Genomic DNA, 18,296 nt, shown 5'->3' on the forward strand with positions numbered 1-18,296 from the left:
CGCGCAAAGAAAACGCGTCAAAACAAGAATCTAGAGCCCCGTTCCGATTCCATCGGAACGGAAAGGGCTCTGGTCGGCGGCGATGACGACCGCCGACATCGATCGCGAGATCCGCGCCGCGATTCACGCAACCTGGCGCGTCGCGCAGCCACGGCTGATCGCCACGCTGTCGCGTATGCTGCGGGACGTGCCGCTGGCGGAGGAATTGACCCAGGACGCACTGGTCGCAGCGCTGGAAGCCTGGCCGCACAGCGGGGTGCCGGACAATCCCGGCGCCTGGCTGGTTGCGACGGCCAAGCGCCGTGGGCTCGATCATCTGCGCCGGGCAAAGATGCTCACCCGCAAGCAGGACCTGCTGACGTACGAGCTGATGCAGGAGCAGGACGCGATGCCGGATTTCGACGCCGCCCTCGACGACGATATCGGTGACGAATGGTTGCGGCTGATCTTTACGGCCTGTCACCCGCTGCTGCCGCGGCAGGCCCGCGCGGCGCTGGCCTTGCGTATGATCTGCGGCCTGACCACCGACGAGATCGCGCGCGCCTTCCTGGTCACGGAGGCAACCATCGCCCAGCGCATCGTCCGCGCCAAGCGCACGCTGTCGCGGTCGGGCCTGAGCTACGAGATCCCGAGCGGCGAGGCGCTTTCGGAGCGTCTCGCCTCGGTGCTCGAGGTCGTTTATCTCATCTTTAACGAGGGCTATTCGGCCTCAGGCGGCGAGGAGTGGCTGCGGCCGCAGCTCTGCGACGAGGCCCTGCGCATGGGGCGGGTGCTGGTCGGGCTCGCGCCTCTCGAGCCCGAGGTCCACGGTCTCATGGCACTGATGGAGCTGAATGCTGCGCGGAAGCAGGCGCGCACGGGCATCGATGGCGAGCCCATCCTGCTCATGGACCAGGACCGCAGGCTCTGGGACCGGCGCCAGATTGGCAGCGGCCTTCGCGCGCTCGATCGCGCGCGCGAGCTCGGCGGTGCCGGACGGTTCTACACGCTGCAGGCCGCGATCGTCGCGTGCCACGCGACGGCGGAGACGGCCGTTGCCACCGACTGGCGCCGCATCGCGGAGCTCTATGGCCAGCTCGCGGCGCTGGTGCGCTCGCCGGTGATCGAGCTCAACCGGGCGGTCGCGCTTGGCATGGCCGAAGGGCCGCAGGCCGGTCTCGATCTCGTGGACATGATCGCGGACGAACCGGCGCTCGGGACTTACCACCATCTCCATTCTGTCCGCGGCGACCTCCTGGAGAAGCTCGGTCGCTTCGCCGAGGCGCGACGATCGTTCGAGACCGCAGCGCGTCTCACGAACAATGCGCGCGAGCGCGTGTTGATGGAGCGGCGAGCGGCAGCCATTGCCGATGCCGACGGCTGAAGACGCAAACGGCTTTACGTCGTCGGCTTCGGCGGCGGCGCGGTGCCTTGCGCCCACTTCTCGAACTTGCCGAGCACGCCCCAGGCCGTGAGCGCCAGCGAGATCGGCATCGCGAACTGGCCGAGGCCCGGCACCGCCGATACGATCGTTCCGAGCAGTCCGGCAATACCGCCTGCATTCGGGCTCGCGGTCACCGAAGAGAGCAGCGCAGTGAGCACCGAGCCGCCGATGCCGAGTGCCGTCTTCTTGCCGTCGAGCAGCTTGCCGATGGTCTCGCCGAGCGCGCCGTTGACCTGGCCGAGCACCGGCTTGCCGTCCTTGTTGAGCAGCGTGCTGAGCAGGTCGACGACCTGCTTCAACTGATCGACGGGGGCTGGATTGGTCGGGCTGACCGGTCCTGGCACGGGCGCCGTCTTGTTGATGAGGGAGAAGAGCCGTTCGAACAGGTTGATCGGATCGTTGGTGGCGGGCAGCGTGTTGCCCGGTGTCGTCGTTCCCGGTGTTACGCCGCCGGCTGACGGTCGCAGCAAGTGTGCGAGGTCCTCCAGCCGCTTCAGGATCTTGGACAGATCGCCGCTCTGCACGGAACCTCCCGCCTGCGTTGCACGCGTGAGCGCCGCGACCGTGGCCCCGTCGAGAAGCCCGGTATCCCTCAGGCCGTTCTGCTGCTGAAACTGCGAGACCGCGGCCCCGGTCTTCGGTCCGCTGATGCCGTCCTCGGCGAGCGGCGGATTGGCGCCGAGCTTGTTGAGCGCCTGCTGCATAAGAACAATCGTCGACGCCGCATCGTCCTCGGGCTCGGTGCGGCCGGCGAATTGCGGGCTGCCGTCGAGGGTGATCGAGGAATCGAGCGACATCATCGCATGCAGGATCACCGCCGTGCCGAGCTGGGAATCGACGTGGTTCGAGTCGAACACGTGGTCGCGGACGAATTTGCCGGCCCTCGCCTCGGGCGGGCCGTACAGTGTCGAACCGCCATAGAGGTAGGGCGAATTGCAGCCCTTCGAGTGATAGCCGAAGCCGTTGAACGCCTCGAGCCGGAACAGCATCCGCGCGATGCCCCAGTCGTGGGCGCCGATGAAATTCTCGATTCTGAACGCGTCCACGGCGCCGTCCACGAACGTGGTAAAGGGGCCGCGCCCCTTCGGAACGATGGTCGTCACGCGATGAAGCGTTTCGCCGTTGCCGAGATAGGTGTCGAAATCGAAGTTGGATTCGCGGTAGTGGCAGAGCGCGGCAAAATACCAGGGGACTCCGGTCAACCGCTCGATCTGCTGATAGGTCGCCTTGCCGTTGATCGCCTTGCGCGCGACGCCATTCGCGTCGCCGAGGCGGGAAGGCCGGATCTCGAGATCGGCCCAATTCCGCTCGTACTCGCTTTTCAGACTCTCGAATGAGACCATCTTCCGCTCCCGAAAATTGATGAATTATCGAAATTTCGTGCAAGTCAGATATGGACGAGGTGCCGTGATCGGGTGTGACTCCAACGTGATCTCCGGCAAATGTGGCAGGTTGCCGGCCCGGCGCATGTGAAATGGCTTACAGCCTGGGCGCGAAAATGCGCCGCAGGGCCGGACCCGCGCCTTCGCCGGCAGCGCGACCCGCCAGTGGGGAACCGGCATGGTCGTTCGTCCGTTAGCATTTTAGACGATGCGGTAGGGAGCCCTGCATGGCCAAGCGCGTCCTCGCGATCGGCATCGAACCCGGCAATGCGGATTACAGCGCATTTCCGCAGCTCACGCCGGAGCTCATGCGCCATTATATCGAAGCGCAATTGCTGCGCCTGCGTGATCTCGGCTACGAGGTCACGAGCTGCCTGATCGATCTCGACGCGACCGCCGAAGCCGGCGTCACGGCCGCACTGCGCGACGAGCGCTTCGACTGCATCGTGATCGGCGCGGGGCTGCGCGAGCCGAAAGAGCGCCCGCTGCTGTTCGAGAAGGTGCTCAACCTCGTCCATCAACTGGCGCCTGACGCCGCGATCTGCTTCAACTCCACGCCGGCCGACACCGCCGAGGCCGTGCAGCGCTGGATCTATCCCTGACGTCCGATTGGCCGGCCTGTGCGTCGCTCGCGGCATGGTTTGAGCCGTCTTCGCGCTGCGCCTCCGGCGCCATCGCGTAGGCGTCGCGAGCCGCGCTGCCGGCTATTTGTCTGGTCCGAATCCGCTTCCGGCGCTATGACTGGCTCATCACAGGGAGGGCGAGCATGCTTCGAGGTCTTCGCATTGGAAGTTTTGGAATCGCGGCATGTCTGACGGTCGCGATGGCGATGCCGGCGCATGAGGCTGCAGCCCAGGATGCCATCGGCGGTGCGATCATCGGCGGTGTCGGCGGGGCGATCCTCGGTGGTGCGCTCGGCGGAGGCCGCGGCGCCGCAATCGGCGCCGTCGTCGGTGCCGGCACGGGCGCTGCGATCGCTTCCGAGGGCGAGCGCCGCCGCTCCGGTTACTACGCCTATCAGCGCGGCTGTTATGTGCAGCGTCCCGACGGCTATTACGTCCGGGTCAGCCAACGCTATTGCTATTGATCGATCAACCGCCGGCGCCCACAGGATTGACGGCGCCCGGCAGTAGATTGGACGCGGAGGGGTGAGTATCGGCCGGCGAGCCGCTCTCCCGAGCTGGTGGTTCGCATGAGCATCCGATCTCGCATATGCCGGTGGCTGATCGCCGCGATCGTGGCCGGCGATCTCGTCGGAGCCGGGGCTGCCCGGGCGCAACAGATTCCAACCGACGAACCCGCGTTTACGGCTTTCGTGGCCGAGCGCATCCGCGCCGAGATTCGTGACACCCCGGTCGTGATCAAGGGACCGCTGACGCTGTCGGTCGGCCCTCTGCAAACCAACCTCGACCGCATCTACGCCTTCTGCAAGGCCAACACCGGCGGCTGCGCCAGGGAGATCGGCGCCTATGTCAGCGGCGTCAAGGCAACGGCGAGCAGCCGGAATGATCCGCCGACCCGAGCAGCCCTTCGCGTGGTCGTGCGCTCGGCTGACTACATGCGGCAGGCGCTTCGGGAGGTCGACGCGCGCGGCCCGGCGCTGACGCGGCCGCTGGCGGAGGGGCTGGTGATCGTCCCGGTGCTGGATTCGCCGCGGGCGGTCAGGGTGTTCAACGACAAGGATCGTGCCGCGCTCGGCTTGACGCAGGACCAGGTCTTCGACATCGCCATCGCCAATCTGCGCAGCAGCGTGAAGCCGTTCACGACCGTCGCAAAAGCGGTCCCATCAGGACAGTTCGGCACGTTGACGGGAGACTATTATCAGACCAGCCGGCTCGCGCTGATCGACAGCTGGGCGCCGCTCGCGCAGGCCCAGGGCGGTGTCCTGATCGTCGCGGCGCCGTCGGCCGATCTCGTGCTCTATGCAAGCGAAGACAGCAGTGCCGCGATCGACGCGCTGCGGACGCTGGCCAGGAACATGATGGCGCGCGCGCCGAAGCCGCTGTCCGGCACGCTGCTGCGCTGGACGCCGAAGGGGTGGCAGCTCGTCCGGTGAGATGCTCTCACGCGGGGCGGCCGCTCTGCTCAACTCTTGCCGGGGTCTGCCGGCATGATCTGGAGCAGCGGCTCCGGTTGGATCGAGATCTGGCCGGCGAACGGCCGGTCATGCGCGGCGATGAGCAGGACGGAGGTGGCGACGCCGGTGGCGAACAGGCCCATCGCGATCGCCGATCCCAGCCGGTTGTCGCAATGAACGAGGCCGATCACCAGCAGCGCGCAGGCCGCCTGGAGATACAGGCACCACCATTTGACCGGGTTCACCGCGGCGAGGCTGACGATGATCCGCTGCCGCCGCGCGTCCAGCGCCTGCTCCAGCGCGGCGATGAGCTCGCGCTGCACATTCGCCTGCCCCGGGCCTTGCGGCGTCATCGCGACGACGAACTGCAGGGCTTCGGCGAGGGCCGGCGGCGTGACCTTCAGCGACACTTCCTGATGCGCCATCATCGGCCATTCCACCGCGACGGCCTGGCCGACATAGTCGCGCACCAGGCCGCGGAGCTTCGTCTCCTGCTCCGCCGGCAGGCCGGCGGCCAGCAGCACGGCGCTGCGTAGCGCACTGGCCTCGCGGCTCACCGCGGCGCTGGCGCGGTCGCTGTCGCCCCAGACCTGCGCGGCGATGAAGGCGACGAACAGGCCGAAGATGATTCCGAGCACCGGCAGCATGCCCGGCGAGATCGCCTTCAGCGACTTCGCGCGCTCCTCCGTCGCGGCCCTCGCGATGCCTGCGAAGATGGCCGCGGCGAGCAGGTACGTGAATCCAAAGATCACCAGCGCCATTGCAGGCACCGGCAGATTGTGCAGCCAGTCGCTCATCGTGTCCTTGTCATCTGATTTGAGGCTCTAGATCAACCGCATCCCGCGCAGCCTGGCATGCCTGCTCTTGCCGACGATGATGTGGTCGTGCACGGCGATGCCGAGCGGCTTTGCGATGTCGATGATGGCTTTCGTCATCTGGATGTCCGCCTGCGAGGGCGAGGGATCGCCCGAGGGGTGGTTGTGGATGAATCTATCGCTTCACGTAATGCGTTGAACACACAATAGATTTTTTAGGTGGGGTAGTAGCAGGGGACGTAGACAGGGGACTGTAAGCAGTGATCGTTCGTGATGATCACGTTAACACGTGGAAGCGCCTTTATAAGCCATTTCACTCACCAGGGACCATCAGCGGACTTCAGCTCTGACCTCAGTGGCGGACATTCTGCTTCGGCGTCGTGAGGTCCGAGACGGGCCAGAAGCGGAAGTCGCCGTAAACAGATCAGCGCAAGTGATGCTTCAGTCCGACGCGCACGATGCAGCCCGGAATGGTCGTCATTTGAGCTGCGCGCAACAATTAGCACGGCGCGGCTGCGGCTTTATCCGGTGGCAATATAGCCGCGCGCGCCTCGTCGAGATGCAGAAACAGCTATTCTGATCCAGACGAACAGCGCTGAAATCCCGGAAGCGGATAGCAACGTCAGCAGTTCTGACGGAGCTAGTGATCGGGTTAGTGCTTAGGCGACTGGCAGCACGAAGACCGCCGCCCGAGGCCAAGCTGAACGGTCTCGGAGAGCCGCTCCAAAGAGAGCCCCGACCGTACCAGCCGGGGCTCCAGGCGAGATCCGCGCGGCCGGGAGAGCAAGCCGCGCAATTTCGGAGTATGCCTGAGTCCATGCTGCCTCCTGTGATGGAAGTGCGGCGGTCCACAGGAAAGGCTGCTCAAAGCAATCCGCTCGCCACGAACCTGCAACGAGTGCCGCCACCGCGTAACAAGTGAGGTGAACTCCAGAACGCCACTGCCGCGCCACCAAATCGCCTAACGACTCAACGACGCATGTTGCATCGGGCCGGGGCGATGCGCATGGGTGGTGTAGTGATGCGCAATTGGTCCAATGTTTATGTGACTGCGTCCGTGAGCGGGCTGATGGTCACGATGCTTTTGCTTGGCGCGATCCTCGCTCGAAATGTCGGACTGGCGGAGAAGAAAGGCGACCGGGTCATCGCTGTGTCAGCGCACAGCGAGGCCCGCACCCAGACGACTTCTGAGAACGGTGGCGGGGCCACGGTAGATTTTGGTGTCGCGGACCTTAGAGGGTCGCTGCCGTAAGGAAGTGATCATCGGCCCGCCCTGCCGAGCTCGCCGAGAGACCTTTCGGCTGGCCAGTCATCTTGCCTAAAGCGCGATGAGATTGGGATGAATCGTCATCGCGCTTTAGGTTGTTGTTTGAGCATGATCTCCGCTCAAACGCGCTCCGCGTTTGTCGCGAGGGAAAACCGCTGCGCACTTTTCCGGATCATGCTTTAGCCGAGGCGATCGGCGCGTTGTAGGCTGCCAATCCGGGTCATTCGTGACCAAGCGAAGACGGCCGCATGGAAGCGGCCTGCCTTGTGCGCTGGCCACTTCCGGTCTTCCTCGGTTCGCGGACATTCTCAAGGTCGGTCGGCATGTCTCAAACAGGGCCGCATCCGGACATGCACATAGTGTATACGGCAGGCCGCGGAATGCGGGCCTCGCTGCGCGTAGAGATCGCAAGCAGCTTGATGGAACCCTATTCACCAGCTGTAGCGTATGCCCGCGGTGCCTTTGGCGCCTTGCGGGCCCGCGTTGACCGTGCTGCCGACGTCGAATTGATAACCGAATTGAGCATAGACGCTATAGCTCTTGTCGAGCTTGCCGGTGAAGCCGACGAAGGTTTCGACCGTCTGCATCTTCTGCAGCAGCAGCACTTGATCGATGCCAAAAGTGGTGTCCGCTCCCGCGCCCCAGCTGCGCCAGTAATTGACGCCTGCATAAGGCTGCCAGAGCATCCCGTTGCTGCTCGTGGTATTCCACTGCCCGCGCAGGCCGAGCCGTCCGATCGGACCCGACGTCGTGCCCAGCCCGACCGGGCCCAGACCGTCATTGGCTTCGTCGAACGAGACCCGTTGCCAGATGATCTGGGCCTGCGGCTCGAGCACGAAGCCTGGGCCAAGCGGCAGCGGGATTGGATAGCCCGTCTCCAGCGAGGCAACGAAGCCGGCGCCCGTGAGCGGCAATTGCGTGAATTGCGTCGTCGCGTTGCCGCGATAGAGCGTCCCCTGCAGGATCGCGTCGAGGTACCAGCCGGTCGGACCGTAGTGCGTCCAGTAGCCGCCGGCCGAGTAAGCCTGGATGTCGTTGGTCCCGGTGTGGGTGAGCATGTAGCCAGTGGCGGCCGGGTTTGTGACCAGCCCGGTCACGTCGGCCCGCGCCTGGGTATAGGCGAAGTAAAGTCCAGCAGAGTCGCGGTGACCGGGGATGGTGCTGCCGCGCCAGAGATCGATTCCGCCTTGGAAGCCCGCCAGCCAGCCATCGGTGCGCGGGTCGGCGAAGGCCTGGTAGTGGCCGTTGATCTGCTGACCGAAAACGCGCGCCCAGTCCGACCGGCCCCAGCCATCAGGGTCGGTACCCGCATTCAACAATGTCATCGTGTCGCCGACTCGCTGGTTGAGCGTACCAAGCGTGGCGAGGCCGATTTGCCGGGCCATAGGTTGAACGGACCCGTAGGTTGCAAGTCCAGGCCCGATGATTGGGTAGGAGCCGGGCGGCAGCCCGTCCGGAGGCGGATCGGGCGGCAGGATCGGCGGCGGGATAATCGGCGGGTCCGGGGGTGTCGGCCCCGAATCGAAAGTCGAGCGCAGGAACCAATCCTGGGGCGCATTGCCGTTAATGCCGCCGCGAAACAGGAAGTAATCATAGGCGCCGCCGCGCACCTCGCCGGCGAGCGAGAAAGCGCCGGGCGCCGTGGTGGCGTTGTTGACGGTCTGCACCAAAAGGATGCCGTTCGCAACGGTCTGATCGCCGGGACCGGTCGTGTTCAATACTCTTAGCGTTGTCGAGCCCGTCGCTGCGCCGCCGTTAATGACCAGCCTGTCGGATGGCGAAGTGTCGTTGCCGAGAAAAGTATTGAGCGTGATCAAGCCGCCTGCGCCCCCATAGTTATTCGCAATCAGCGTCTTGTAGCTCGACAGTTGTGTGGGGTCCGCGGTCGGCGGGGTGAAGATGATCTCACTGCCGTTGTTGGTCAGGTTGGTTGCGTTCGAATTGCCCGTCATCGTCCAGACGGTATTCTGCGCAAGGGTGACTGTGCTGATGCCGCCGGCCGCCGTCGTGATCACCCCTCGCAAGGTCGATGCCTGTGCGTTGAACGTCGTGCTGGCTCCAGACACCGTTTCGAGCAGGGTGTTGTTATTTGTTACTGCGACGGCATTACTAAGACTGATGTTGGCCGCGGCGCCCTGCACCGAGAAGGAGGCGGCGCTGGCCACGATGGTGGCGTTGCTGTACTGCAACGTGTTTCCGCTACCGTTGAACAGAAAGCCGAAGCCGCCATTTCCTGACGCGGTCGCGTCGGTTCCGGTCATGGTTGCGTTGCCGCCGTTCTGCAGCAGCCCGCCCGCGCCGTTGACGACGGACACCGAGCCACCACTCGTCGTAACGGTGCCGCCAGTCGTCGCATTCACTCCAGCGTTTCCACCGCCTCCCGTCACGCTGACGACCACATCGTTTGCGGTAACCAGGCTGTTCGCCCCCGTCGCCCGAAGTCCTATCTCCCCGCCGCCAATGCCCGGAACGGTAACGGAGCCGCGCGTCAACGTCACCTGGCCCCCGGACGCGGCGTTCACACCGACATCACCACCGCCATTACCTACCGACAAGCTCAGATCGGTCGCCGTGATCGAACTGTTGGTCCCTGTTGCCGATAAGCCGGTATTCCCGCCGCCTCCGGCGAACGTGATGCTGCTGCCGCTCGCAAGCTGGATACTCCCCCCGTTCTGCGCCGTAGCCGCGGTCATGCCGCCCGAAGCACCCATGTTCACGGAAAGACCATTGGCGATGATTTGGCTTGTCGCACCGTCGGCGGTCATCAACTTGCCGAAGCCACCGCTGAGATTGATCGACGAGCCAGGTGTGAATTGAATCAGACCTCCCGCCGTGGCCTGCACTACCCCGCCCACCCCGACCGCGGCGCCGCCGTTCCAATTCACGGTCGTGCTATTCGCGATGATCGTGCCGGTGGTGGCGATCATGGCCGCGCCGCCGCCGCCAGAATTCGCCAGGGTGATCGCATTAATGATGATCGTGCCGCCGGTGTTCGCAATCAGGCCAGTGCTGGCGGCGGTTACATTTGCGTTTGCGGTGACCGTGGCGTTGGTGGTGGCCTGGATTCCTGTTCCACCACCATTGGCCGTCACCGTGCCATTGGTCGTCACGTTTGCGCCGTTCAACGCGCTGACCGCGATGTTGAAACCGGTGCTCACCGGATTATTGGCTACGCAGGTTCCGCCGTTCTGAAGGATGCCGCCGTTGACAGGATCAGTTGTACATTGAGCGCGGGCCGCTTGCGGTGCGGCGATGATAATCACGCAAGGCAGAACAACGGAAAGCACCCGTGCTCGCAGAGGGTGCCGACGCGGCGCCTGACCGGCACGTAATCGCAAAGGCTTGCGCAGTTCCATTTTGTTGCGCCCGATCACACGCGATCGCGAAAGGCAACGAGCACCAGAATTGTTGTGCGAAGACGCCGCATCTGTGGCGATCGCGGCAGCAATCCATTATCCCGACCACTGTCGCTTACGAGTCACGCATGGGACAACAATGCTGATCCAACGGATCCACGCCGTGCTCTCTGGACAACCTCGAGTTGCCAGCGGGACTGATGACTGCTCTGGGGCAATCGCGTCGTTTTGCGAGGTTCGCGGTAAGGTCCGCTTTAGCCCCCAAGAGGCGACGTCGTTTAGATCAGCTTCAGTCCCTTCAGACTGGCGTGACCTCGTTTGCCGACGATGATGTGGTCGTGCACGGCGATACCGAGCGGTTTTGCGATGTCGATGATGGCCTTGGTCATCTGGATGTCGGCCTGTGACGGCGAGGGATCGCCTGAGGGGTGGTTGTGCACCAGGATCAGCGCGGTCGCCGACAGCTCCAGCGCGCGCTTGATCACCTCGCGTGGATAGACCGGGGTGTGGTCGACGGTGCCGGTCTGCTGCACCTCGTCGGCGATCAGCTGGTTCCGCTTGTCGAGGAAGAGCAGGCGGAATTGCTCCTTGTCTGAAAACGCCATGCTGGAGCGGCAATAGTCGATCACTTCGTTCCAGGACGACAGCGCGTTGCGGCTGTTGACCTCGCCCTTGGCGACGCGATGCGTTGCCGCGGCGATCAGCTTGAGCTGGTGGATCGCGGCTTCGCCGATGCCGCCGACCTCGCGCAGACGCGCCACCGGGGCATGGACGACCTCGGCGAACGAGCCAAAGGTCTTGATCAGCGTCTTTGCCAGCGGTTTGGTGTCGCGCCGCGGCAGCGCCGGAAACAGCGCCATCTCCAGCAGCTCGTAATCGCTGAGCGCATCTGCGCCCGCGCTGTAGAAGCGCTCGCGCAGCCGTTCGCGATGGCCGTGATAGTGCGGCGCGTCCTCGGGCTTGGCCTTGTCGTGGTCGGTCTTGGCGGGCATCAGGCCTAACCATGCCGTACGGCGCGCGTTTTGCAACCGGGAAGTGTCCGGCCCCGGCGGCTCGCTCATTGGCGCGGCCGCCGGGGCCTCGTCGTCTACCTACGACGAAAGCCCTCCCGGCGGGGTGCAGACCTCGACCAGGACATTGCCCGGCGCGGTGACATAGAAGTGCGGGACGCGGACGCCGCCGCCACGATCCATGGAGGCGATCCTGCTCGGGTCGAGGCCCGCGGCCTTTAGCTCGGCGTGCTTGGCTTCCACGTCGGCTGCCTCGTCGTAGTAGAAGCCGATATGGAAATTGGCGGGATAGTCGGCCGGCTCGCCCGTCCTGCCGCGCATCACGGTCAGGATGAAATCCTCCTTGTTGCGCAGGACGACGAGGGCTTCGCCACGCGAGGCATAGGGTGCAAAGCCGAAGAAGCGCTCGAAGAAGGCGGCAAGCGCGGTGACGTCCGAGGTCGCGAGGTTGAGATGTTGCAGTCGCATAGGTGCTCTCCGTTCAGGTGAAGGAACGGACGGAACGAGCTTCCACACTGAGCGGCGGCCGAGTTGACACGATGACATGACCCGCCGATCATCGTGACGATCGCGTCACTCTGTCCGGCCGTGGGTCCTACCGTGGAGACGGTGGCAGAATTCCTGGCAAGTCAGGAACAGGCCGGGCTTACCAATCCGGCCATGCCTTTTTCGGCGCGCTCCGGGTAGCAGAGTTCGCGCGCATCGGCAACGCCGGGAGCCGGTCAGGATGTTGCCGGCCCGGATTCCCGGCGCCGCCTACGCTCGGGGCGATTGAGCCGTCGAGAAAAAATTTCACACCAGCTGTCTTCGTTCTCCTGCCTCGTTCGTCTCAGCGCTGTTGGCCGGTCGAGTGGCCAGCCGATCTTCCGCAACAGGAGAATATCAATGTCCCGGACCAGACCTGAGCCGTCGCGTCGTGCCTTCGTTGCCACCGGCCTCGGAGCGGGCGTCTTGCTCGTCGCGCAAGCGGCGCCGTCCCACAGCCAGAACAGGAGTTCGAAAATGGAAGCGACCATTCGCACCGGTAGCGACGTCACGACCCTCGTCAACGTCTTCACGGTCGAGCCGGACAACCAGCAAAAGCTGGTTCAGTTGCTGAAGGGGGGCACCGAGACCTTCTTCAGCAAGCAGCCCGGGTTCATCTCGTCCAGCGTCCACGCCAGCAAGGAGGGCCGGCGCGCGATCAACTACTCGCAATGGGCAAGCGCGGGGGACATCGAGAATTTTCGCAAGGATCCGCGATTTGCGCCGTACATCCAGAGCCTTGCGGCGCTGTCGAAGGCCGAGACGATCCTGTGCGAGGTCGTCGAGGTCAATCATGCCTGATCTGTAACGGCGGCTCGGGGGCGGTCCAAAAGATCGCCCCGCGGACGCTCTTACGGTTCGAGACCACGGTGCCGCGCCGGCAGGGGCATCGTGATGGCGATGACCCCGGCGAGAATGAGCGTCATGCCTGCAAGGGCCGACCAGGTGAAGCGTTCGCCGAGCCATGCCGTGCCGAGCGCCACCGCGAAGCCGGCGCGCAGATAGCTGCCGCTGGTCGTGCCGAGTGGGCCGAGCGTGCGGATCAGGCGGAAATAGATCACCATCGCGAGCGCCGTGCAGATCACCGCGAGGCTGACGACGGCCGCGACCGCGTGCGAAGTCGGTGCCAGCGTCCAGGGTCGCTCGAGGACGAGTGCGGCAGGGACCATGAGGATCGCGGCACAGCTCATGGCGCTGGCCGCCGTGACGGTGGCGGGAAAGCCGGAGAACCGCTGCCCCCATATCGGTGCGAGCGCGTAGCAGAGGCTTGCGCCGAGCACGGCGGCCTGCGCCAGCGGGGCCGTCGTGCCCAAGGCGGACAGCGCATCGATGCCGATCGTCACCGCGACGCCCGCAAGACCGAGCGCGACGCCGATGATCTTCCAGCTGCTGATCGCCCGCCGCCCTCGTCCGGTCATCATCGCGATCGCGAGCACGAACATCGGCGGGGTCGCATTGAGCACGCCGGCGAGACCGCTTGCGATATGCAGCTCGCCCCAGCTGATCAGGGTAAACGGCAGCGCGCTCTGTAGCAGTCCCTGCACGAAGAAAGCCGCCCACACCGGTCCCCGGGCGGGAAGAGCGTGCCCCTGAGCGCGAGCGATCGCGATCAGGAGAATGGCCGCGATCGTCACGCGCGCGGCGACCATCGTGAACGGCGGGATCGTCGGGATTGCGACCTTGATCAGCGTGAACGAGCTGCCCCAGATTAGTGAGAGGAGGAGCAGGAGCCCGATCTCGAACGTGAGCGTGGTTTGTCCTGACGTCGTTTGTTGCGCCTGCGTGTGCATTGCGAATCTGCTCCGGGATGGACCGGGACCATGATCCGGCGTGGTGGCGCAGGCTGGCTGGATTCGGACCTCATCGCCCGATCGAGTCCGATTCCAGCTACTCGGCGGGCTGCGATGAAACTATTCTTCCGCCATGGCAACAGGCTCGGCACATCGGCAAACGTTGCCGCCGCATCTCGACTGGGACACCTGCGATCGGGCGCGGCTGGCGCGGGCACGCGCGTTCGACGGGCTGTTCTTCTCCGGCGTTCGCTCGACGAGGATCTACTGCCGGCCGGTCTGCCCGGTTCGCCCCGCTCGCTCCGAGAACGTCACCTTTTATGCGACCGCCGCTGCCGCCGAGCGCGCCGGCTTTCGCCCGTGCCTGCGCTGCCGGCCGGAAACCGCGCCCGGATCGCCGGCCTGGATGGGAACGGCCACCACCGTCGCGTGCGGGATGCGCCTGATCAATGACGGATTCCTGGATCGCGCGTCGATGATGGACCTTGCGGAAGTCCTGGGAGTCGGGCCGCGCCATCTGCTCCGCCTGTTCATGCGCCACGCCGGTGCGAGCCCGAGCGAGATCGCCACGACCCGCCGTGTGCAGGAAGCCAAGCGTCTGATCGACCAGACCAGCATGACATTGGCGGAGATCGCCTTCGCCGCCGGTTTCGGCAGCGTTCGCAGATTCAACGATGCATTTGTCGCGACCTACAAGCGGCCGCCGTCGTCATTCCGGCGCCGCCACTAGGCCGCCGAGCCAGGCATCACCCGATCTGCTTCCCGCCATGTCGCGGGCAATGCCGCCGCATTTGATAATTGACTATTCGTTCCAGAATAACTATTGTCGTGTCATGGCAAGGACCAAGGAATTCGATCAGGACGAGGCGCTCGATGCCGCGATCGGTGCGTTTCGCGAGCACGGTTTCGAGGGAACCTCGACGCCGATGCTTGTTGACGCCATGGGGATCGGCCGCCAGAGCATCTACGATACGTTTGGCGACAAATGGCAACTCTATTGCGCCGCGGTGCGCCGCTACGCGGCCAGCGAGGTCGAAGCCCATCTTGCCGCGCTGCGGGCGCCGCCGCGCGCGATTGACGGCCTCAGGGCGATGATCGACCGCGTCGTTCGCGACGCGAACGAGGCTTGCCTGGGCATCGGCTCGATCAGCGAGTTCGGCCGCTCGCGGGATGACCTCACCAGCATCCATGCGGCGTCAGGCCGCGCGCTCCAGGGCGCCGTTTCGAAACGCTTGCGCGAAGCGCAGGCCGACGGCGACGTGACGCGGGATCTCGACGCCGACGACGCAGCCGAGTTTCTGCTGGCGAATGTTGCCGGTATTCGAATCGCCGCGCGCGGTGGCGCCAGGCCGCGCCAATTACGGGCGCTCGGCGCCATCGCATTGCGCGCCCTCGGGTAATTTTTTTTGGTCAAATTTGGAACGATCGTTCAAAATAAGGAGAGAGAAAATGAGCAGCAAAGTCGCGTTGGTGTTTGGTGGAGCGCGCGGCATTGGCGCCGCGATCGCGGTCCGTCTCGCACGGGACGGGTTCGATATCGCGCTAACCTACGTGTCGCGACCGGACAGTGCCGCCGAAATCGTGTCCGCGATCGAGAACGCTGGCCGCAAGGCCGTCGCGATCAAGGCCGATAGCGCCGATCCCGCCGCGATCCGCGCGGCCGTCGCCGAGACCGTGAGCCGGCTTGGGGTGCTTGATGCGGTCGTCGTCAACGCGGGCATTCTCCGCCTCGGTCCCGTCGAGCAGTTCAGCCTGGAAGACCTCGACCTCATTCTCGATGTGAATATCCGCGGCGTCTTTCTGGCCATCCAGGCGGCAGCCGGGCAGATGCGTGACGGCGGCCGCATCATCACGATCGGGAGCAACACGGCGATCCGGACAGGGACGCCGGGAGGCAGCGTCTATGCCATGACCAAGGCCGCCGTTGCCTCCTTGGTCCGCGGCGTTGCGCTCGACCTGGCGCCTCGCCGGATCACGGTCAACAACGTCCAGCCGGGCCCGACCGAGACCGACATGACGGCCACGATGGTGTCGCGGCTGAAAGAGATCGTTCCGTTGAAGCGCGTCGGTGAGCCCGGCGAGATCGCCGCGCTGGTGTCATATGTGGCGGGCCCGGAATCCGGCTATATGACCGGCGCCAGCCTCACCATCGATGGTGGCTACGTGCTGTAAGAGGTCCGCCTCTGACGACAGATCGTCGCCGGCGAACAGGATGGCAGGATCGCATCGCGGTCCTGCCGGGCCATCACCCGATCTGCGTCTCGCCGTGCCGCTTCGACAGCGTGAAGATCTCGACGCCCGTCGCGGTCACCCCGACTGAGTGCTCGAACTGCGCCGACAGCGAGCGGTCGCGGGTCACCGCGGTCCAGCCGTCGGAGAGGATCTTCACATGCGGCTTGCCGAGATTGATCATCGGCTCGATGGTGAAGAACATGCCGGGCTTGAGCTGAACGCCTTCGCCGGGCCGGCCGATATGGATGATGTTCGGCTCGTCGTGGAACATGCGCCCCAGGCCATGGCCGCAGAAATCGCGCACCACGCTCATGCCCTGCGGCTCGACGAAGCTCTGGATGGCGTGGCCGATGTCGCCGGTGGTAGCGCCCGGCTTGACCGCTGCGATGCCGCGCATCATCGCCTCATACGTCACCTCGATCAGCCGCTCGGCCTTGCGGGCGATCGGGCCGACCGCATACATCCGGCTGGAATCGCCGTACCAGCCGTCGACGATGAAGGTGACGTCGATGTTGACGATGTCGCCTTCCTTCAACGGACGGTCACCAGGCATGCCGTGGCAGACCACGTGGTTGAGCGAGGTGCAGGTCGAGTAGCGGTAGCCGCGATACATCAGCGTCGCCGGATAGGCGCCGTGGCTGAAAGCGAAGTCGCGGACGAACTGGTCGATGCGCTCGGTCGGCACGCCGGGCCCGACGATATCGGTGAGCTCGTCGAGGCACTTCGCCACCAGCGCGCCCGCCTTGTGCATGCCGGCAAAGGCGCTCGGCCCGTGCAGCTTGATCTGTCCGGTCTTGCGCAGGGAGGTATCGGAGGCTTCGACGTAGCTCATGCGGGGCTGGTCTCGATGTCGGCGGAAGGGCTTGATTTCAAGGCCATAATCTAATGATCAGGGGCCTTCATGCAAGTCAGGCGTGGCTCTTGCGCCCGAAACAGGGCCTAATTCGGGACTTCTACGGTGGTTTCCACCGGCAGGGCGCCGCCCCGGACGCGAATCTCGCGGACGGGATAGGGAACCCGGATGCCCTCGCGCTGGAAGGCCTCCCATAGCGCCAGCATCACGTCACTCTTGACGCCATCCATGCCGTCGGGGTCCGCGATCCAGAAGGTCAGCGAGAACTTCATCCCGGCTTCTGCGAACTCGGTCAGGATGCTGTTCGGCGGCTTGCCCTTCTGCGCGCGGGGATGGGCGGCCGCGGTCTCCGCGGCGAGCTTGCAAACCAGCCGCGGGTCGGCGTCGTAATTGGTGCCGAAGGCGATCTTCACCAGCGTGTTCTTGTCGGTGTAGGTCCAGTTGACGACCTTCTGCGTCACCAGGTCCTCGTTCGGCACCAGGAATTCGCGGCCATCGCCGGCGGCGACGGAAATATAGCGCGTCTTCATCGCGCTGATGCGCCCGGTATTGTCGCCGATGGTGACGAGGTCGCCCGGCTTCACCGACTTGTCCGCAAGCAGGATGATGCCCGAGATGAAGTTGGCGACGATCTTCTGTAGGCCGATACCGATGCCGACGCCGACCGCGCCGGAGAACACCGCAAGCGCCGAGAGATCGATACCGACCGCGCCGAGCGCGATGACGATTGCGATGGCCAGCAGCCCGATCCGGATGATCTTGACCAGCAGCACCTGCACCGACGGGGTCAGATCGGTGGTCGAGTTGATCCGGCTCTCGGCGAAATTGCTGGCGATGTTGGTGGCCCAGAGCGCGATGAGCAGGAGCGCGCCGGCCTTGATCACCAGCAGCGGCGTCAGCCGCAGGCCGCCGAGCACGATCGCAAAGGAATCGAGCAGGTCGACCGTCGTGTCGAGCTGTCCGATGATGGACAGCGCCGCGACGAACCACGCCGAGATCGATACCAGCTTGACGATGAAGGCGTTGCGCAGCACCGAGGTCACGAGCCGGATCGCAAGCCAGGCCAGTCCCAGCTTGGCGGCGACCATCAGGAGATAGCTGCGGCTCGGCCAGGTCGCGTGATACATCACCACGCGGGAGAGGATCACCATCAGGGTGAACACCGCCGTCGAGGCGCTCGAGACCATCACCCGGGCGAAGTGCCGGAGCGGCAGCGGCCAGTGTATCGCCAGCGATGTCAAGTCGATGCGGTTGCGAACCCCGGCTTCCGCGGCATAGGCGATGCCGGCCGCGGCCAGGATCAGGCCGAATTGCAGGTAGAACCAGGGCGAGGAGATTTCCGCCCCGACGCTGCGCGCGGTGGTCTGCACGAACTCCATGAAGTCTTTGAGGTCCATGTCCATCAGTCTCGTCGGGAAGCGGGCGGCAGGGATTGATTCGAGGGCGCCGCAGATTCCCACAAAGGGAGCGGCCCGGCCATCGATACACCGCTAAGTGAGGTGCGTTAAGGCCGCAAAATACGGGCAGATTGCCGCGAGTGGGAGAAAATGGGTTGGCGTGGGAGTC

Annotated in this window: 17 protein-coding genes and 1 pseudogene; 9 read left to right on the top strand and 9 right to left on the bottom strand. The window is 64.8% G+C overall.

Annotated elements, in window-relative coordinates; translation table 11 throughout:
• Window positions 1-82: 82 nt before the first annotated feature.
• Complete coding sequence (locus tag AB7531_RS04125; protein WP_063980703.1) at window positions 83-1,363, top strand: RNA polymerase sigma factor; 1,281 nt, start codon at window positions 83-85, stop codon at window positions 1,361-1,363.
• 14 nt (window positions 1,364-1,377) lie between these two features.
• On the opposite strand, the gene AB7531_RS04130 is transcribed toward AB7531_RS04125, so the two are convergent.
• Window positions 1,378-2,766: a peptidoglycan-binding protein gene (locus tag AB7531_RS04130; RefSeq protein ID WP_063980704.1), complete on the bottom strand. Its 1,389-nt coding sequence runs from the start codon at window positions 2,764-2,766 to the stop codon at window positions 1,378-1,380.
• A 266-nt stretch (window positions 2,767-3,032) separates the two neighbouring features.
• On the opposite strand from AB7531_RS04130, the gene AB7531_RS04135 reads away from it, so the two are divergent.
• From AB7531_RS04135 to AB7531_RS04145, 3 genes are all read left to right on the top strand, one after another.
• Complete coding sequence (locus tag AB7531_RS04135; RefSeq protein WP_063980705.1) at window positions 3,033-3,407, top strand: hypothetical protein; 375 nt, start codon at window positions 3,033-3,035, stop codon at window positions 3,405-3,407.
• A 164-nt stretch (window positions 3,408-3,571) separates the two neighbouring features.
• Complete coding sequence (locus AB7531_RS04140; RefSeq protein WP_063980706.1) at window positions 3,572-3,892, top strand: hypothetical protein; 321 nt, start codon at window positions 3,572-3,574, stop codon at window positions 3,890-3,892.
• Window positions 3,893-3,997: 105 nt separating this feature from the next.
• Window positions 3,998-4,861: a hypothetical protein gene (locus AB7531_RS04145; RefSeq protein WP_231143808.1), complete on the top strand. Its 864-nt coding sequence runs from the start codon at window positions 3,998-4,000 to the stop codon at window positions 4,859-4,861.
• A 29-nt stretch (window positions 4,862-4,890) separates the two neighbouring features.
• Here the strand turns inward: AB7531_RS04145 and AB7531_RS04150 are convergent, their stop codons facing one another.
• Window positions 4,891-5,679: a bestrophin-like domain gene (locus tag AB7531_RS04150; RefSeq protein WP_063980707.1), complete on the bottom strand. Its 789-nt coding sequence runs from the start codon at window positions 5,677-5,679 to the stop codon at window positions 4,891-4,893.
• A gap of 27 nt (window positions 5,680-5,706) precedes the next feature.
• Window positions 5,707-5,868: pseudogene (locus AB7531_RS04155) on the bottom strand (JAB domain-containing protein); the annotation flags it as partial.
• Window positions 5,869-6,703: 835 nt separating this feature from the next.
• On the opposite strand from AB7531_RS04155, the gene AB7531_RS04160 reads away from it, so the two are divergent.
• Window positions 6,704-6,949: a hypothetical protein gene (locus tag AB7531_RS04160; protein ID WP_135215889.1), complete on the top strand. Its 246-nt coding sequence runs from the start codon at window positions 6,704-6,706 to the stop codon at window positions 6,947-6,949.
• A 446-nt stretch (window positions 6,950-7,395) separates the two neighbouring features.
• Here AB7531_RS04160 and AB7531_RS04165 read toward each other — a convergent pair whose 3' ends face one another.
• From AB7531_RS04165 to AB7531_RS04175, 3 genes are all read right to left on the bottom strand, one after another.
• A complete protein-coding gene (locus AB7531_RS04165) occupies window positions 7,396-10,320 on the bottom strand; it encodes an autotransporter family protein (RefSeq protein ID WP_245328525.1) in 2,925 nt (974 codons plus the stop codon).
• 278 nt (window positions 10,321-10,598) lie between these two features.
• Window positions 10,599-11,312: a RadC family protein gene (gene radC / locus AB7531_RS04170; protein WP_063980710.1), complete on the bottom strand. Its 714-nt coding sequence runs from the start codon at window positions 11,310-11,312 to the stop codon at window positions 10,599-10,601.
• 99 nt (window positions 11,313-11,411) lie between these two features.
• The gene (locus AB7531_RS04175) at window positions 11,412-11,798 is read right to left on the bottom strand and encodes a VOC family protein (protein WP_231143810.1); all 387 of its coding nucleotides are present in this window, start codon (window positions 11,796-11,798) and stop codon (window positions 11,412-11,414) included.
• Between the two features lie 417 nt (window positions 11,799-12,215).
• Between AB7531_RS04175 and AB7531_RS04180 the strand changes: the two genes are divergently transcribed.
• Window positions 12,216-12,656: an antibiotic biosynthesis monooxygenase family protein gene (locus tag AB7531_RS04180; RefSeq protein WP_084794946.1), complete on the top strand. Its 441-nt coding sequence runs from the start codon at window positions 12,216-12,218 to the stop codon at window positions 12,654-12,656.
• A 50-nt stretch (window positions 12,657-12,706) separates the two neighbouring features.
• Here the strand turns inward: AB7531_RS04180 and AB7531_RS04185 are convergent, their stop codons facing one another.
• A complete protein-coding gene (locus AB7531_RS04185; protein WP_063980713.1) occupies window positions 12,707-13,645 on the bottom strand; it encodes a DMT family transporter in 939 nt (312 codons plus the stop codon).
• Between the two features lie 133 nt (window positions 13,646-13,778).
• Here AB7531_RS04185 and AB7531_RS04190 point away from each other — a divergent pair, with 133 nt between their 5' ends.
• The 3 genes from AB7531_RS04190 to AB7531_RS04200 all read left to right on the top strand — a co-directional run bounded on the left by AB7531_RS04190 (window position 13,779) and on the right by AB7531_RS04200 (window position 15,817).
• Window positions 13,779-14,375 carry a bifunctional transcriptional activator/DNA repair enzyme AdaA gene (locus tag AB7531_RS04190; protein WP_063980714.1) on the top strand — a complete coding sequence of 199 codons (597 nt, stop codon included), beginning with the start codon at window positions 13,779-13,781 and terminating at the stop codon, window positions 14,373-14,375.
• A 103-nt stretch (window positions 14,376-14,478) separates the two neighbouring features.
• Window positions 14,479-15,045: a TetR/AcrR family transcriptional regulator gene (locus tag AB7531_RS04195; RefSeq protein WP_063980715.1), complete on the top strand. Its 567-nt coding sequence runs from the start codon at window positions 14,479-14,481 to the stop codon at window positions 15,043-15,045.
• 49 nt (window positions 15,046-15,094) lie between these two features.
• A complete protein-coding gene (locus tag AB7531_RS04200) occupies window positions 15,095-15,817 on the top strand; it encodes a 3-oxoacyl-ACP reductase family protein (RefSeq protein WP_187387908.1) in 723 nt (240 codons plus the stop codon).
• A 73-nt stretch (window positions 15,818-15,890) separates the two neighbouring features.
• On the opposite strand, the gene map is transcribed toward AB7531_RS04200, so the two are convergent.
• On the bottom strand, window positions 15,891-16,709 hold the full coding sequence (gene map, locus AB7531_RS04205; RefSeq protein ID WP_063980716.1) for a type I methionyl aminopeptidase: 819 nt from the start codon (window positions 16,707-16,709) through the stop codon (window positions 15,891-15,893).
• Window positions 16,710-16,816: 107 nt separating this feature from the next.
• Window positions 16,817-18,133, bottom strand: coding sequence for a mechanosensitive ion channel family protein (locus AB7531_RS04210; protein ID WP_441279905.1), 1,317 nt, complete (start codon window positions 18,131-18,133; stop codon window positions 16,817-16,819).
• Window positions 18,134-18,296: the final 163 nt, after the last annotated feature.

This window comes from Bradyrhizobium sp. 63_E2_N1_3, from assembly GCF_052076005.1.
In the GTDB taxonomy this organism is placed as follows: Bacteria; Pseudomonadota; Alphaproteobacteria; order Rhizobiales; family Xanthobacteraceae; genus Bradyrhizobium; species Bradyrhizobium barranii.

Excerpts from the sequence above, each read along its gene's own strand:
- AB7531_RS04125 (WP_063980703.1), top strand. The coding sequence starts at position 83 with ATGACGACCGCCGACATCGATCGCGAGATCCGCGCCGCGATTCACGCA.
- AB7531_RS04130 (WP_063980704.1), bottom strand. The coding sequence starts at position 2,766 with ATGGTCTCATTCGAGAGTCTGAAAAGCGAGTACGAGCGGAATTGGGCC.
- AB7531_RS04135 (WP_063980705.1), top strand. The coding sequence starts at position 3,033 with ATGGCCAAGCGCGTCCTCGCGATCGGCATCGAACCCGGCAATGCGGAT.
- AB7531_RS04140 (WP_063980706.1), top strand. The coding sequence starts at position 3,572 with ATGCTTCGAGGTCTTCGCATTGGAAGTTTTGGAATCGCGGCATGTCTG.
- AB7531_RS04145 (WP_231143808.1), top strand. The coding sequence starts at position 3,998 with ATGAGCATCCGATCTCGCATATGCCGGTGGCTGATCGCCGCGATCGTG.
- AB7531_RS04150 (WP_063980707.1), bottom strand. The coding sequence starts at position 5,679 with ATGAGCGACTGGCTGCACAATCTGCCGGTGCCTGCAATGGCGCTGGTG.
- AB7531_RS04160 (WP_135215889.1), top strand. The coding sequence starts at position 6,704 with ATGGGTGGTGTAGTGATGCGCAATTGGTCCAATGTTTATGTGACTGCG.
- AB7531_RS04165 (WP_245328525.1), bottom strand. The coding sequence starts at position 10,320 with ATGGAACTGCGCAAGCCTTTGCGATTACGTGCCGGTCAGGCGCCGCGT.
- radC (WP_063980710.1), bottom strand. The coding sequence starts at position 11,312 with ATGCCCGCCAAGACCGACCACGACAAGGCCAAGCCCGAGGACGCGCCG.
- AB7531_RS04175 (WP_231143810.1), bottom strand. The coding sequence starts at position 11,798 with ATGCGACTGCAACATCTCAACCTCGCGACCTCGGACGTCACCGCGCTT.
- AB7531_RS04180 (WP_084794946.1), top strand. The coding sequence starts at position 12,216 with ATGTCCCGGACCAGACCTGAGCCGTCGCGTCGTGCCTTCGTTGCCACC.
- AB7531_RS04185 (WP_063980713.1), bottom strand. The coding sequence starts at position 13,645 with ATGCACACGCAGGCGCAACAAACGACGTCAGGACAAACCACGCTCACG.
- AB7531_RS04190 (WP_063980714.1), top strand. The coding sequence starts at position 13,779 with ATGGCAACAGGCTCGGCACATCGGCAAACGTTGCCGCCGCATCTCGAC.
- AB7531_RS04195 (WP_063980715.1), top strand. The coding sequence starts at position 14,479 with ATGGCAAGGACCAAGGAATTCGATCAGGACGAGGCGCTCGATGCCGCG.
- AB7531_RS04200 (WP_187387908.1), top strand. The coding sequence starts at position 15,095 with ATGAGCAGCAAAGTCGCGTTGGTGTTTGGTGGAGCGCGCGGCATTGGC.
- map (WP_063980716.1), bottom strand. The coding sequence starts at position 16,709 with ATGAGCTACGTCGAAGCCTCCGATACCTCCCTGCGCAAGACCGGACAG.
- AB7531_RS04210 (WP_441279905.1), bottom strand. The coding sequence starts at position 18,133 with ATGGACATGGACCTCAAAGACTTCATGGAGTTCGTGCAGACCACCGCG.